The organism is Pseudoalteromonas sp. MMG005 (genome assembly GCF_018101015.1).
Lineage (GTDB): Bacteria > Pseudomonadota > Gammaproteobacteria > Enterobacterales > Alteromonadaceae > Pseudoalteromonas > Pseudoalteromonas aurantia.
The window spans coordinates 83067-98552 of the sequence record NZ_JAGJEK010000019.1; the positions used below are offsets into that span (position 1 = coordinate 83067).

Sequence of the window (15486 nt, forward strand, 5' to 3'; positions counted from 1 at the left end):
TATTTGTTGTTAATTGGTCTTACCATTGTATTTTTGGTGGTTTATTCTTATTAAGTGCATAAACTAAATGTTTTATGCAGCTAGCATTCATAAATACGCGTTTATTATTCACGGTACATTTTGATTAAATTAACTACCTGTAGTGTCTTTATGTAGTAAATGTTATTTTTCGGTTGGTTTATCGCCAATTAGCGTAATTTCATGGTAATGAGATTGTCAGCGTAACTATGTGTGGGTAAACTAACTGAACCTTTATAGTCGCTTACAGTCAATGTTGTAACGAATTGTACGGGTATCTATATCCGACACACCATTTCTTAGGAGTATAATAACGTGGAATCGGGACTAAATTTTGTTGATCTTATTTTAAAAGCCAGTGTGCTAGTTCAACTTGTGATGTTGGCACTTGTAGGCATGTCTATTGCGTCTTGGGCGATTATATTTCAGCGTAGGTCAATTATCTCAAACGCGATGATAGATGCGAAAAGGTTTGAACAAAAATTTTGGTCCGGGATGGACTTGAGCAAGCTTTATAATGAAGTGACGGCGAGAGTAGGGAACCCTGAGGGGTTAGAAGCGTTATTTGTATCTGGCTTTAAAGAGTTTGCAAGACATAAGAAAAACAGCACTCACTCGACTGGGCTTGTAATTGAAGGCACGCATCGCTCGATGCGGGTGGCGTTATCTCGTGAAGTGGAAAAGTTAGAGTCAAGTTTGTCTTTTTTAGCCACAGTTGGCTCTATTAGCCCCTATGTTGGCTTATTTGGTACTGTATGGGGGATCATGAATGCGTTTATTGCATTGGGTGAAGTAAAACAAGCCACTTTGCAAATGGTTGCACCGGGTATTGCAGAAGCACTTATCGCAACTGCAATGGGTTTATTCGCGGCAATTCCTGCGGTTATGGCTTATAACAAGTTTGCAAAAAATGTTGAGAAGCTTGAGACTCAATACATTAACTTTATGGAAGAGTTTGCCAATATACTGCACCGCCAAGCTGCAAGCTCTGCTGAGGTAAAGCAACATGTATCAGCGTAAAAAGCGCCGCCCCGTCGCAGAGATTAACGTGGTGCCCTACATCGATGTGATGTTGGTCCTACTGATCATATTTATGGCTACGGCCCCCCTTATTACCCATGGTGTTAAGGTCGATTTGCCTCAAATGCAAGAGTCTGATTTAGTTGAAACAAAAGATGCGCCACCGATTATTGCATCGATTGACGCTGAAGGCAGATACTTTGTAAGCGTGGGCACTGATCCAGAAGCGCCGATGGACGCGGTTGAAGTGGCGGCTGTTATTAAACTAAAGCTACAACAAAACCCAGATACACCGGTCATGATTAAAGGTTCTGGGCATGTATCTTATCAAGAAGTGTTATTGTTGATGGACTTTCTTAAAAATGCAGGTGTGCCGTCGGTTGGTCTTATGACGAAATCTTTTGAGGAAAGCTAATGGGTGCATTGCAAAGCGGAATTATAAAATCAGTGTTACTGCATTTTGCTTTGGCGGGAATGCTTTTTGCGTCCGCCAACTTTCATACCCCAGAACCAACGGTAATGGAAGTGACTTTAAACCCTGAGCTGAGTGAGCCTAGGGAAGAGAAAGTCGTCTCAGCAATTTCTGTTGATCAAAGTGCTGTGGAAAAGAAAATTGCTGAGTTGAAAAAGCAAGAGCAGAACAAAAAGCGCGCTGAAGAAAAACGTATCAGAGATTTAGAGCGACGGGCAAGTCAAGCAAGAAAAGACAGAGAAGCAGAAGCTCGCAGAATTAAAAAGCTAGAACAGCAACGCAAAGCAAAAGTGGCGGAAAAGAAAAAAGCGGAAGCGCAAGCGAAGAAAGCCCGAGAAATTGAGAAAAAGCAACGTGCTCAAGCAGATAAAGCGCGTGCTGAAAAATTAGCGGCAGAGAAAGCGGCTAAAGCGGCATCAACCAAGCGTAAAGCTGAAGAAGATGCACTGAAAAAAGCAGAAGATGCCCGTAAACTTCGTGAAGCTCAAGAGAAAAGAAAAGCAGAAGCTGCAGAAAAAGCACGTCAAAAGGCATTGCAAGAGCAGTTAATGCAGGAACAACTAGCACAAGAGCAAGCTGCACGTAATAAATTACGAAAACAACAAGTATTATCAGAAGTTGATAAATATCGCGCACTCATAATGCAACGTATTCAAGCTAATTTACTGATAGACGAAAAAATGAAAGGCAAGCAGTGTCGAGTGAATATTCGACTAGGGTTTAACGGCCTAGTTACAGATACACGCTCACTTGGTGGCGATAAACTGGTTTGTGAAGCGGCACTGCGCGCGGTGCGTATGGCTGATACATTACCAGTTTCGAAAGAAAAAGATGTTTTCGAGCAGCTTAAGAACATTAATCTAACAATTAAACCCAATTTATAAAGGAAGTCTATGTTCAACCGGATAAAAGCATTATTAGTTATTGTTGCTTTTGGCATGCAAGGGCTGGCAAATGCCGCGCTTGAAATTGTGATAACCGAAGGCGTTGATAGTGCGCGGCCTATCGCTGTTGTGCCTTTTAAATATGAAGGTGTTGGTGAAAAACCGATGCGAGTGAGCGAAGTCATTGCAGCTGATTTAACACGCAGTGGTAAATTTAAGCCTCTGTCGTTTACTGAACTACCTCAATTGCCAAGCACAGATGAAGAAGTGGACTATAGCGCTTGGGTAAATAAAGGGGTTGAAGCGGTTATTGTTGGCACTGTGACACAGCAACCCGGTGGGCGTTATTTGATCAAGTATGAATTAATTGATGTGATCCGGGCACAGATCACCGGCGGAGAGACACGCATGATGAGTAATGGTCAACTGATGAAAAGCCAAGATCATGTGCAAGAAGCACGACAAAGTGTGATATCCAGTGACGGTTTTAGGCAATATGCGCATCAAATCAGTGATGTTGTGTATGAGTCACTTACAGGAGAGCGAGGTGCATTTCGGACTAAAATTGCCTACGTGATTGTGCGCGACGAGGCAGATAAGCCTTACCAGTTAGTTGTTGCGGATTATGATGGGTTTAACGAGCAGGTGTTATTACGTTCTAAAGAGCCTTTGATGTCGCCGTCATGGTCACCTGATGCCAACAAATTAGCATACGTTACGTTTGAAAATCGCCAATCACAAATTTATGTGCAAGATATTTATACTGGTAAGCGAGATCTCATCACGAGTTACCCTGGTATTAATGGTGCGCCACAGTTTTCTCCTGATGGAAAGCAATTATTAATTGTACTATCTAAAGATGAGGGAGGGGCCACAGAGGTTTATCAATATAACTTGCAAACACGCACAGAACGCCGTTTGACACGTCATCGTAGTATAGATACTGAGCCAAGTTGGCACCCAAATGGCAAAGATATTGTGTATACGTCTGAAAGGGGTGGTAATGCCCAGATTTATAAGTTAAATTTACAAACTGGTAGGTCAAAGCGTATTACCTTTGACGGCGATATGAATTTAGCCGGTTCGGTTACCCCTGATGGGAAGCATCTGGTCATGGTAAATCGAACAATTGGTAAATATCATATTGCTAAAAAAGAATTGAGATCTGGACTGTTTCAAGTATTAACGCGAACCCGTTTAGACGAATCTCCGAGCATAGCGCCAAATGGCTCGATGATTATTTATAGTACGCTGCATAACAATAAGCAGGTATTGGCTTTGGTGTCTATGGATGGGCGGTTTAAAGCGCGACTTCCGGTTTCTGATGGGCAAGTGAAAGCTCCTGCCTGGTCGCCATTTTTACAGTAATTTTGCTGGTTAGAATTTAAGATATAGGAATATACTCGATGCAACTTAACAAAACATTAAAAGCTTTATTAGTGGCTTTGCCAGTAATGACGCTGGCCGCGTGTAGCTCATCTTCAAGTGTAGACGAAAGTGCTGCAAATGAAAGCAACCAAGCAGCAACACAAGAAAATAATAACGTTGACGTGAATACTATTTCACGCGTTAAATCAGCAGAAGAAAAGCTTCGTGAAAAATATGAAGCGCTTCGTCAAGAGCAGATCATCTACTTTGATTTTGATAAATCAACAGTGCAGGGTGCGTATGCTGAGCTTTTACAAGCACATGCTGATTTCTTGGTTAAAAACCCAAGTGTAAAAGTATTGGTTGAAGGTCATGCTGATGAGCGTGGTACGCCAGAGTACAATATTGCGCTTGGTGAAAGCCGTGGCAAAGCGGTTGCTAAATACCTACAAAGCTTAGGTGTGTCTGACAGCCAAATTTCAGTTGTGAGTTATGGTGAAGAAAAACCAATGGTTAAATCTCGCACTGAAGAAGCTTTTGCTAAAAACCGTCGTGCGGTTTTAGTTTACTAATTTGATAAGAGATATTATGAAGCCAAATCATATTTTGGCAGCCATAATGATTCTGAGCGGGAGCACCCAAATTTTGGCTGCTCCCGCTCCTGTTTCTACGGCTGCAAATACGCAATCTTCGATTGAGCAACGTATCGCACAATTAGAAAGCATGATGAAGACTCGAAACCTGCTACAAGTTGAACTACAGCAGCAGTTAGGGCAGCTACAAGATGAAGTAAGCCAAGTTCGTGGCGTAACGGAAGAACAAAGTTATAAGCTTGAGAAAGTATTACAGCGCCAACGAGAGCTATACCAAGAAATAGAAAACCGTGTTTCAAAGGTGTATGAACAAGCAAGCACGGTGGCGGTGACTGAAGAGGTTGTAGACACATCTCAAGCCATTAGTAATGACTTGTCTGAAAATGAAGCGTACGACAAAGCGGTTGCGCTTATTATGAAAGATAAGCGTTATGATGCAGCGATCCCTGAATTTCAGTCATTTTTGACGAACTTTCCCACATCGGTATATATACCTAATGCGCACTATTGGCTAGGGCAGCTATTATCTATTAAGAATGATGATGAGAATGCCATAGTGCACTTTAAAACGGTGGTTGATAATTTTTCAGAATCGAATAAGCGACCTGAAGCGATGCTTAAGCTGGGCACCTTGTATGAAAAGCAAGGAAAGGCAGAATTGGCGAAAACGGTATTAACTACTTTATTGAATGAATACCCAAGTACCACTGCTGCAAAAATGGCCACAGAGCGTTTGTCGAAGATCTAAAAGCTCGATTTTTTGCCACTATGGTTTAAAATTAGGCGCTTAGGCATAAAAACTGAAAAAAACTACGTATTTAAGTTGCACTCATTTTTTAAATAAGTATTATAAGCGCCCGCAGCAGGCGATTGGTTCAAACCAAACTGCTGCAACTAAGTGGGTCATTAGCTCAGTTGGTAGAGCAGTGGACTTTTAATCCATTGGTCGATGGTTCAAGTCCATCATGACCCACCACTTAGTTTGCAAAATAGTCAGTAGTATAAGAGCGGGTCATTAGCTCAGTTGGTAGAGCAGTGGACTTTTAATCCATTGGTCGATGGTTCAAGTCCATCATGACCCACCATTTTGCAAGTTAACTTAAGTGATATTCAGAGCGGGTCATTAGCTCAGTTGGTAGAGCAGTGGACTTTTAATCCATTGGTCGATGGTTCAAGTCCATCATGACCCACCATTCTTTGAAGATATTGATTTCCCGAGCGGGTCATTAGCTCAGTTGGTAGAGCAGTGGACTTTTAATCCATTGGTCGATGGTTCAAGTCCATCATGACCCACCATTCAATATTAACAAAACTGATATCCAGAGCGGGTCATTAGCTCAGTTGGTAGAGCAGTGGACTTTTAATCCATTGGTCGATGGTTCAAGTCCATCATGACCCACCATTTAAGTTAGCAGTACTGATAGTTCGAGCGGGTCATTAGCTCAGTTGGTAGAGCAGTGGACTTTTAATCCATTGGTCGATGGTTCAAGTCCATCATGACCCACCATTTTGCAGTTAAGTAGTTTGATATCAGAGCGGGTCATTAGCTCAGTTGGTAGAGCAGTGGACTTTTAATCCATTGGTCGATGGTTCAAGTCCATCATGACCCACCATTCACTATGTTAACAATCCTGATATCTAGAGCGGGTCATTAGCTCAGTTGGTAGAGCAGTGGACTTTTAATCCATTGGTCGATGGTTCAAGTCCATCATGACCCACCATTTTATGTTAACAGTCAAGATTTCCAGAGCGGGTCATTAGCTCAGTTGGTAGAGCAGTGGACTTTTAATCCATTGGTCGATGGTTCAAGTCCATCATGACCCACCATTTCTAAAAAATTTCATATATTCTTAATTTTTCTATACCAAAAGCGTCATTGACTATGATTGTTGCGTCTATTTACGTATAATTCGCGCTAATTATGCAATGTGGACTATAGTGGTCGAAAAATGAGTCTAGCTGAACAAATCATGCCTGAGGATTATATCTTTCCTCCAAAACCTGCGCCATTAACTACTCAAGAACAAGATGAGTATAAAGCGAGGATCAAAACCTTACTAAAAGAAAAGAATGCGGTACTCGTAGCGCACTATTATACCGATCCTGAAATTCAAGCCTTAGCTGAAGAAACCGGTGGGTGTGTTGCTGATTCTTTGGAGATGGCCCGTTTTGGTGCAAAACATGACGCTGATGTGATTGTGGTTGCCGGTGTGCGTTTCATGGGGGAAACAGCAAAAATATTGACCCCTAACAAAACGGTGGTGATGCCAACCTTGGCGGCAACGTGTTCGTTAGACGTTGGTTGTCCAATTGATGAGTTTTCGGCATTTTGTGATCAACACCCGGATCGTAAAGTAGTGGTGTATGCAAATACCTCTACAGCGGTAAAAGCGCGTGCTGATTGGATTGTAACATCGTCATGTGCTTTAGAAATTGTTGAACACTTAGATGAGCAAGGCGAGAAGATCATATGGGGCCCTGATAAGCACCTCGGCGCTTATATCCAGAAGAATACCGGTGCAGACATGATCATGTGGAATGGTGCCTGTATCGTTCATGATGAGTTTAAAACAAAAGCACTCAAAGATATGAAAGCCTTACAGCCTGAAGCCGCCGTGTTAGTGCACCCTGAATCGCCGGCAGAAATTGTCGACTTGGCTGATGCAGTAGGCTCTACAAGCCAGTTGATCAAAGCCGCGCAAACAATGGACAACAAACAGTTTATTGTTGCGACGGACCGCGGTATTTTTTATAAAATGCAGCAGCTTTGCCCAGATAAAGAGTTTTTCGCGGCACCAACCGCAGGTGAAGGTGCAACGTGTAAAAGTTGTGCCCATTGCCCGTGGATGGCAATGAATGGCTTAAAGGCGATTGAAGAGTCATTGATCAGCCCGGAAGGCAAAGAAGTGTTCGTTGATATGTCATTGCGTGAAGGCGCATTGCGGTCATTAGATCGTATGTTAGACTTTTCAGCGTCATTAAAGCGTTAAACTGACTGTAAGTTGAGCAGTTAGTTCAGCTAAAGCAAAAAGCGCTTGCTAAAGTGCGTGGCTTTTCATAGTATTAGCCCCGCACTTAGGTGTATCGGAGAGGTGGCTGAGTGGCTGAAGGCGCACGACTGGAACTCGTGTATAGGCTAACCCCTATCGAGGGTTCGAATCCCTCCCTCTCCGCCATGTTTTATAGAAAAGCGCTGTATAGCGCTTTTTTGCACTTTAAGGTCTACCTCAGCATTTTTAAGAAACTCCCACCTACGCAGCAGGCTTTGATTCATCCAATTCGCCAGCTTACCATGTATGTCTTTTAGCAGTTTTCAGACCGTATTTAGTTAAATTTCATCGGGTAAATTTATAAAAAGTACTACAGCGATAGTATGGCTCTGATCCGAAGAAAACGTGATGTTGAACTCAGAGGATGCTTCACTTTTTTATTAAAAGACTTAAAAGTAAGTCACCTCAGGTTTGGGTAAGGGTTTTGGAATAGAAAATGTTTTGAAAACACACTTACGTACAATCCAATGATAATATTTTTTTCAATATCAAGGCGCTTTTATGCAGTCATAGCGGGCTATTACAAATGAAAGCAACGCCGAGAGTGAGATAAATAGCTTTATTGGGCAAATTCGCTTATCCGGAGCTGAGGTTAAGTAACAAAGCCCCACTTTTTACAAAGTAGGGCGCATACACTACCTAGTTGTACTTGATGAGAATACAAATGAATAATATGACGCATAGGACACACTATTTGCGGTGCCTGTGGACAACAGGGTTCTTGGCGCTTTACTACCAGCGAGCTTCAGCTTGTTGAACGCATCAACAACAGCAGTTTGAGTTTGCGAAGCCGTCGCGGCATATTTGTGGCAATCCATGCAGCTGTCCTTGTTTTGCACAAATGTCTCCAACGTGGTATTTGCAACAATGCGTGTTCCATTGCTAGGGGTGATGTCTCCAGTTGTCAATGGGGGTGTTGCACCCGCTTGAATCGTACTTGGGTTATTAGGCCATTGCACATCAATAAGGCGATAATAGTTAAACACAGAATTAGCTGGTAATAAGCTCCAAGCGTAAGCATTGACATTGTTAGCCGTTGACTCAACAGGAGTAACCCGATTGACCTGCAAGGGAGCCGAATAAGGTATACAGTTATCTGGACTGCGCGCAGAGGTCGTGTCACATGGGATTTGTGGGGCCATATTGGGCGTCCAATTAGGCTTACACTGATAGTAAATGTCTTGCTTAGGATCACACTCAGGGTTATACAAAGTATAAGACGGGCGTGGCTTGCGATTTGGGTTACTAGGTAAATTAACCGTATGTTTACCGGCATCAGGTGTGTTATCAACCTGCTCGAAGGTTGTCCAAAGCATTTGGGGCGCGCCAGGTAGATGTCTAATAATATGTAGTCCAATAAGACCGACGGTGACAGGTCTGTCTTGCTTTATGGTATTTTCGTCTGCGCCTGGTGTAAGTAGCACTGCCTGAGTGGTTAAGTAGCGATAATTCAATGAACCATCTTCGGGTAATTTGATCCAAGCTGCTTTGATTTCCATCGCACCAACATTACCGCCAAATATCTTAGCTTTGCCCTCACAGGTCTTATCATTGCTATAGCCCGAAGGTAAACGAAATCCGCCAGCCCCTTGCGCACATGCGATTTGACCGGCCGCCCAGGTTAAGTTTTTACCAGTTGGATTAGCATTGTAAATATAGTCCACTTCGTCGGGGTTTAAACGAATATCATAATACACGAGGTTGCCACGTTGATCAGTTAACCACTCGCCGGTTGCTTGACCTATTGAACTTAAATCAAGGGCCCCTGTTTTTGACACTCGATGCAAAACCAACGGGCGTTTTTGCTTGACCTTTTTTGCTAAGCTATTGGTTTGCGTACTGCTAAAAATTTCTGTTGATTGCAAATAGCTTTCCCATACAGTTAAGTCACTGAGGGTGGGGTTACCAAATGCACTGGCTGTTGAACTGGCGTTTGGATAACCCGGGTTATTAGGGTCTGCTGGCCAGTTTGCATAAATGAATTGCTGCCACGCCGTACAATCGGCGTTAGTTTGATTGCGAGAATTAAAATTATTCGGGAGCTGTGGAGTAAGCGTTACTTGGTTTGTACCAAAAGCAGTGCATGGATTAGTAACGGGATCAGCCATGGCTGTTTGTCCATTTACACCAAGTATGGCGAGTAAGAAACACAGCCTGCGCATAAAGGCCCTTGCGGGCCTGACATATCGGTTATGCATTACCTGGCTCCTTGATTTTTGGCTGCACGTGTATCAAGGACGCCATGGTTTGTGGTGGCACGCCTGTATAACTCACTTCTATTGCTCTTAAGCCAGCCACTGATGATTCTTCAGTGGTAACAGCAAGTGAAAGCGAGGTATATGTACCTGGACCTGAGTTGCCTGGGACGGCGTAGGTCACCGTATTTTTATCTACTACGCTGACAGTGGTCGTTGGATCATAACTCCCATCACTTGATCCGGTTAGCACTTTGACGATTGGCTGAACACCCGCTGGAAGTTTATTGACTGTGAGTGCAATATTTACAGTAGTGCCAGCCGTTGCGACAGCTGGTACGATAACACTGTTGCTCGCTAATGAAAGCTCTGAGCCTGCGGGGTTGGTTTCATTTACAGCATAATAAGCATCCCACACATGTTGCTGCATTGCTTGCAGTGGCGCACCAGCGGCAGATGGACCTGCACAAGGAACCTGAGGGGGCATTGTGCTCGCACTTAGAGGTCTTGCAAATAAACCGATGTCTATTTGTTCCGTTATTTGTGATCCCCATTGAATTGGCGCGCCATTAATCTCAATATCTGCAAGCGTCAGTGTTGGGTCCATTGCTAACCATGCTGATGGTATTTGGCAAATAGCATGCAAAATTAAATTACCTGGAAATGCAGAGCTTGTAATAGGGTCGTTAACTTGTGTACTCCCCCTGATTATTTGCCAAATGTCAGACGCTTTTGCATCAGCAGGGACATTAACCCCTTTCTTTACTCTGCTTGAAAATGTCCATGAGTCTAAACTTTGTGGTTGCTGAATATATAAGCCAAATGGATTGGCTAGATTAACCTTAAAATATTCGTTCTCAATGAACTGTCCACCGACTATCTGGTTAACCGTTTGGCCGATATGTGGATCGCTATGGCGATATGCTTGACCGAACTGACCGCAACAAAGGAGTTGTTGTTGACTTTCGTTGCCGCTCTCATATTGTGGTGTTGAGAAGCCAGCCAACCCTATTTCTGTTTGCAGCGTATTAGGTGTACTTGTTAAGTGCATAACCCCACCATTCATATTGGTACTCTGACGGTTTGAAATAGGACTATTGTTCCACTTGTTCAAAGGGTTATAAACCGGGTGGCCACTAACAGGGTCAACTACTATATGGCCGTGTTGATCTTTTAGTGTTAAGTCATCAACCGATACTGTGATCTGGCAGCTTGCTGGGGCGTCAAAGTTAAGTGTGTCTTGATAAAGTCTGGCAACAGTGTCAGGGCTTACTGACCAAAGCGCATGCCAGTATTCAGGGTTTTCACAGGCAAAATCTACTCGTGTGATGTTACCCTCCTCATTTTTTTGAACAGCCCATTCGCAATACTCATCTTGCCAGCCTCTAGGACCATAAGGCAAAAATGGGTTTAATGTACCGCTCCAGTCTGCTTCTGGACAGAAAACGGCGGGGATATCTTGTAATGCTTGAGGCTGGCCGTTGCTTGCGTAACTTCCTGTATCTGCTAACTCTCGTAGTTGAGTTAACGACAAATTGTATGGGTTAGGCGGACTTACAGGCGTGGAAGCCGAAAAGTATTGCTGTAAACGCCCGGGAAAGGCATTCCAAGTTACGGGTGCAGAAGCGGTGCCATTTGGAATTGTGGTTGTCGCTGGGTTATAAAAGTAAGCCTCACTACTGGGCGTTGCTTGCTCCACAAATGCATATAAGTAGGTGTTCCAAATAGCGTTAAGTTGTGCTTGTTGAACAGGGCTATTGCTTAAATCTTGTATAAAAGCGGGTGTGTTAAAGGTTAAGTTGATGGAAATATCATCATCATTATTGCTGTGTAATTTAGTATCAGTCATTGCAAATCTCCTTATTGAAAGGGGGGGCTACGTTGTATTTTCAACCTGTAAAACAACGACAGTTGAAAATTAATAAGCTGTTTACGTGCCTACTACCGTAGTAGGTAAATTACAATTTGCGTATTACACGGGATTACAGTAATGCGACTAAGGGTTGGGCGTTGCTATTTAAAGGGGAGTCAGGTTCCCAAAAGCTTAGTAGCGATGTTTACTCATAGATTGCATCTTAAGAAAATGTGCAGTTGAACTCTGTTGATGACTAAATAGTTACGTCAATAAAAATACAGCTAAAACAAAGCTCACATGCACAACAGGTTTATCACACAAGACCCACATATTGCAGACTCGCTGATTTGGCTGAGCATATTACAAGCACTTATCACGCGTTTTAGCTGCGACAGTGCAGCGAATATGTTTAAGTGTGCGATCTCGATATTTAGAGCGTAAGTGCAGTTATCTTTGGTAGGCTAATATTTTGGATTACATAGCGCATTGACGGTGGAACCGTGAGGTATACTGCGTTCCTTAAGAACTACGCTATGAGTGATTGTTAAGAAGTATTAAATTCTTTCTTGTTTATTCGGCCGTTTAAGGATAATAAATAAGAAACACGTAGTGTACTCTGTGTCACGGGTTTTGATTAATCAGTTAATAAATTAGCCAATTAAAAAAGGATATAATGTGAAGTGTTTAGTGGTATTAGCACACCCTTTAGATAACAGTTTATGCCAGCATTTAGCGGACAAAACAATCAGTCACTTAAAATCAAAGGGCTATACAGTCACGGTAAAAGACTTGTATGCAGAGCACTTTGATCCGGTATTGAGCAAAGAAGAACGCGCAAGTTATTATCAGTCAACATTTGACACACAACAACTCACTACAGATATTGCACAGCTTACTGAGGCTCAGTCATTGGTGCTTATTTTTCCAACTTGGTGGTTTGGATTTCCTGCTATTTTAAAGGGGTGGTTTGATCGTGTTTGGGCGCCAGGTTATGCCTATGAGCATGCATCAGATTTCGGGCCAATCAAACAATGTTTAACTAACTTAAAAGAAATGAAAGTCGTCACCACATTAGGCTCTCCCTGGTGGGTTGATACATTTATTCTAAGAACACCGGTGAAAAAAGTGCTTAAGTTGGCTTTATTGGGGGCATGTGCGAGTAATTGTAAATTTCAAATGTTGTCTTTATATAAAAGCGAGCAATTGTCTCAACAAAAAATTGATAAATTTATAATGAAAATACGATCAAAATTCTAATCGGCGATATGTAAAGAGGTGCAGCGGTAACCTAGTAAGGCTACATGTTTTCATACCGCTAAAGGTTGCAGTATACTGGCGGGCATCGACATTTAGAATGAGTAGAACATGATTGTCTTCAAAACGAACTTTGGTGATATTGAAATTACGTTAGATTTTGAAACCACGCCAATTACAGCAAAAAACTTCTTACAATATTGCCAAGACGGTTTTTATCAGGGCACTATTTTCCATCGGGTTATTAAAGGCTTTATGGTACAAGGCGGTGGATTTACCGCTAAAATGAAAGAAAAACCGACACGTGATACCATCGTTAATGAAGCAAATAAAGGGTTGAAAAATACACTAGGTACCATCGCAATGGCACGCACTGATGCTCCACATTCAGCTTCTGCGCAATTTTTTATTAATGTTACTGATAACGCGTTTTTAGATCACTTCGCGACGACCAATGAAGGGTGGGGGTATTGCGCCTTTGGTAAAGTAACAGCGGGTATTGAGGTGGTCCACGCGATTGAAAAGGCAAAAACCGGCATGGTTGCAGGGCATGATGATGTACCATTTGACCCAATAGTGATTGAAGCAGTTGAAATTAATACGTGATCATTGACAGGCTTCACAGCAGCGCATGGCGCTATGCGACGTGAAATGAGTTGCAAGGGATATAAATACAACCGGTTTATATCCCTTATTCTTTGTGTGTTAAAAGAGGGTTTTAACACATGTGCTTGCTACAGAACTCTTAGTGCCCGTAGAAGCGAATACTCCAGCCGGTTAAGTTTCCAGGTTGTGTATTGTTTGATTGAAATTTATCAGCACGTTGTGGCAAATTTACAATTGAGTTATCAATAAATGTCCCACTGGGAACATCATACGTTCTTTCACTCCAGCTGTCTTTTGCGTTGGTATCAATAATCCGCAATGTCCAATCCCCTTTAGCAGACTCGCCATAAAAATGGTTTGATAGCAGTAATGTGTTTTCAAACTTAGACCCTTCAAGGTCGGTGCCTGCATGCAATAACACACTGCGTGTGTTACTTGGAGAGATGAGTTCAACAGATAAGTCACCAAGGCGTTCGTGGTCTAGATTGAGACGTACTTGAACCCCTTCAATCGTTAAGCTTTCTGTTTGTGTATGGACTGAATCTGTGGCACTAAAATCGTCATCAATTGTTGTGTCAGACGTGGTCGCAACATCATATTCTCGTATTTTCAATGCAGGTAAAATAGGACCTGTTTGCAGTGCTTTTTCTACAGCTGCATCTACATTGACTAGGCCGAAACCGTAATCGTTATGAAACGCTAGACCAGCCCCGTTCACTTGCCAACTAGGGATAGCCTCGAAATCAGCGATCATACGGGCTTCACTATCAGCATGTACTTGTGTTGCCGTCGTTATCATAAGGTGTTTAACGTCACGCCATGATAATTGGTGATTCGCTGACATGATCAGTGCTGTGGCTCCTGACAAGGCTGGCGCTGCGGCTGACGTACCATTCATGCCATTCGTATATACCGGGTATTCACATTGGTTTTGAGCTTGATCTTTACACCATTTTGGTAAGTCAGTGGTAACAATTGCAGGGCTATGATCACCGTATTCGCCTGCCGGTGCAGCCAGTAATACAGCAGAACCGCCTGAAGAGTAATTCGCTAATGTGCCATTGGCATTCAGAGCAGATACTGTGACATTCCAAAAGTTAGCATTACCAGGGTCGGCAACGGACGTGTTATAAGCCGGTAAGGCATAAGCATTAGGATAAACCAACGTCAGCTCACCTTTTTCACGGTCGCTCCATCGGCCGCCAATGAAGTGATCGTTCCCCGCAGATTTAATAGAAATAGCACCGCGCCCACCGTGGCTTTGAGTTGCAGCAGTTTGTTGTACACTGGAGATATTGTCGAAAAAGCCACGATATGTATTGTAGATTGTCGGATCACTAAAGGTATATCCAATACTTTGGTTAATAACTCGTGCATCAGTGAATTTATTCATTGGGTGCACAGCGCCATCCATGTCCATAACCGATCGGATGGCTAAAGCTAAGCTCGGAACATTTGCTTGGTTACCAATTAAATTTGCACCGGTTAAAGTCGCATAAGGTGCGACACCACGTCCTCCTTTATCATTGAACGCTGATGCAGCGGCAATACCAGCCACCATGGTGCCGTGGTTATCGACTCGGTTTCGTCCAGCTGAAAAATATTGGAATAGGTATGGGTTAGGATTAGCTGTGTCACCTTGGGTGACGTTTGCAGTAAGGTCTGGGTGATATGTTGCAAGTCCATCGTCTATGATTGCAATGTTAATGCCTTGGCCAAAAATACCGCGTCGATGAGTAAAATCTAGGTTTAGGTCAATACCTGCTTTACCAGGGTTTGCAGCCCCAGCGGTTTGCCCTGTGTTTTGTAAGTGCCATTGCTGGAATACGAGCGGATCGCCCTCGGCTAATTGGTAGGTGTATTCCCATACATGTTTAGAGGGGTCATAGCTCTCATCATTATTATTGAAGTTTTGTGCATGGGCTTGACCAAGCGCTAATATCATCCCGGACACAATTAAGTTGAGCTTATTTTTTAAGATCATGGTAATTTCCTGTCTACGTTTTATTATTGGTTGTAGTTAAAAACGGTAACTATTTTAAGAAATAACAGAAATCGGGAAAATATGAGGTAATTTTTAATTGTTTGGAACGATTTTAGGTATAGTATGGACGAAGACTGTTTGCTGAAAGTACAGCTGAGTAAGTACTATTCATTGATACGATTGGTGC

General features: G+C 42.8%; 12 protein-coding genes and 10 tRNA genes. 19 read left to right on the forward strand and 3 right to left on the reverse strand.

Features of this window, described 5'->3' with window-relative positions:
* Positions 1–333 precede the first annotated feature (333 nt).
* From tolQ to J8M01_RS15865, 17 genes are all read left to right on the forward strand, one after another.
* Positions 334–1038: a protein TolQ gene (gene tolQ / locus J8M01_RS15785; RefSeq protein WP_192507863.1), complete on the forward strand. Its 705-nt coding sequence runs from the start codon at positions 334–336 to the stop codon at positions 1036–1038.
* The gene (tolR, locus tag J8M01_RS15790) at positions 1025–1453 is read left to right on the forward strand and encodes a protein TolR (protein WP_192507862.1); all 429 of its coding nucleotides are present in this window, start codon (positions 1025–1027) and stop codon (positions 1451–1453) included. Before tolQ ends, tolR begins: the two co-directional genes overlap by 14 nt.
* An 8-nt stretch (positions 1454–1461) precedes the next feature.
* Positions 1462–2394 (forward strand): cell envelope integrity protein TolA, encoded by a 933-nt coding sequence (tolA, locus tag J8M01_RS15795; RefSeq protein ID WP_192508563.1) that lies wholly within the window; start codon positions 1462–1464, stop codon positions 2392–2394.
* A 9-nt stretch (positions 2395–2403) separates the two neighbouring features.
* Positions 2404–3762 (forward strand): Tol-Pal system beta propeller repeat protein TolB, encoded by a 1359-nt coding sequence (gene tolB, locus J8M01_RS15800; protein WP_192507861.1) that lies wholly within the window; start codon positions 2404–2406, stop codon positions 3760–3762.
* 38 nt (positions 3763–3800) lie between these two features.
* A complete protein-coding gene (gene pal, locus J8M01_RS15805) occupies positions 3801–4334 on the forward strand; it encodes a peptidoglycan-associated lipoprotein Pal (protein ID WP_192507860.1) in 534 nt (177 codons plus the stop codon).
* Between the two features lie 16 nt (positions 4335–4350).
* A complete protein-coding gene (ybgF, locus tag J8M01_RS15810; protein WP_211052436.1) occupies positions 4351–5103 on the forward strand; it encodes a tol-pal system protein YbgF in 753 nt (250 codons plus the stop codon).
* A gap of 152 nt (positions 5104–5255) precedes the next feature.
* Positions 5256–5331, forward strand: a tRNA-Lys gene (locus J8M01_RS15815).
* 33 nt (positions 5332–5364) lie between these two features.
* A tRNA-Lys gene (locus tag J8M01_RS15820) sits at positions 5365–5440 on the forward strand.
* A gap of 32 nt (positions 5441–5472) precedes the next feature.
* Positions 5473–5548 (forward strand) — tRNA-Lys (locus tag J8M01_RS15825).
* Between the two features lie 27 nt (positions 5549–5575).
* Positions 5576–5651 (forward strand) — tRNA-Lys (locus tag J8M01_RS15830).
* 30 nt (positions 5652–5681) lie between these two features.
* Positions 5682–5757: transfer RNA gene (locus tag J8M01_RS15835), tRNA-Lys, on the forward strand.
* A gap of 29 nt (positions 5758–5786) precedes the next feature.
* Positions 5787–5862 (forward strand) — tRNA-Lys (locus J8M01_RS15840).
* Positions 5863–5892: 30 nt separating this feature from the next.
* A tRNA-Lys gene (locus J8M01_RS15845) sits at positions 5893–5968 on the forward strand.
* A 32-nt stretch (positions 5969–6000) separates the two neighbouring features.
* A tRNA-Lys gene (locus tag J8M01_RS15850) sits at positions 6001–6076 on the forward strand.
* 30 nt (positions 6077–6106) lie between these two features.
* Positions 6107–6182, forward strand: a tRNA-Lys gene (locus tag J8M01_RS15855).
* Positions 6183–6304: 122 nt separating this feature from the next.
* A complete protein-coding gene (gene nadA / locus J8M01_RS15860) occupies positions 6305–7345 on the forward strand; it encodes a quinolinate synthase NadA (RefSeq protein ID WP_210996894.1) in 1041 nt (346 codons plus the stop codon).
* A gap of 96 nt (positions 7346–7441) precedes the next feature.
* Positions 7442–7531: transfer RNA gene (locus J8M01_RS15865), tRNA-Ser, on the forward strand.
* 509 nt (positions 7532–8040) lie between these two features.
* On the opposite strand, the gene J8M01_RS15870 is transcribed toward J8M01_RS15865, so the two are convergent.
* Both J8M01_RS15870 and J8M01_RS15875 read right to left on the reverse strand, forming a co-directional pair.
* Complete coding sequence (locus J8M01_RS15870; RefSeq protein WP_211058638.1) at positions 8041–9603, reverse strand: hypothetical protein; 1563 nt, start codon at positions 9601–9603, stop codon at positions 8041–8043.
* Positions 9596–11449 (reverse strand): hypothetical protein, encoded by a 1854-nt coding sequence (locus J8M01_RS15875; protein ID WP_211058639.1) that lies wholly within the window; start codon positions 11447–11449, stop codon positions 9596–9598. The genes J8M01_RS15870 and J8M01_RS15875 overlap by 8 nt, the downstream gene beginning before the upstream one ends.
* Before the next feature lie 681 nt (positions 11450–12130).
* Between J8M01_RS15875 and J8M01_RS15880 the strand changes: the two genes are divergently transcribed.
* Together J8M01_RS15880 and J8M01_RS15885 are read left to right on the forward strand one after the other, a co-directional pair.
* On the forward strand, positions 12131–12712 hold the full coding sequence (locus J8M01_RS15880) for an NAD(P)H-dependent oxidoreductase (RefSeq protein ID WP_192507855.1): 582 nt from the start codon (positions 12131–12133) through the stop codon (positions 12710–12712).
* A 108-nt stretch (positions 12713–12820) separates the two neighbouring features.
* Complete coding sequence (locus tag J8M01_RS15885) at positions 12821–13315, forward strand: peptidylprolyl isomerase (protein ID WP_192507854.1); 495 nt, start codon at positions 12821–12823, stop codon at positions 13313–13315.
* Between the two features lie 139 nt (positions 13316–13454).
* Here J8M01_RS15885 and J8M01_RS15890 read toward each other — a convergent pair whose 3' ends face one another.
* Positions 13455–15299, reverse strand: a complete 1845-nt coding sequence (locus tag J8M01_RS15890; protein ID WP_211058640.1) for a S8 family peptidase — start codon at positions 15297–15299, stop codon at positions 13455–13457.
* Positions 15300–15486: the final 187 nt, after the last annotated feature.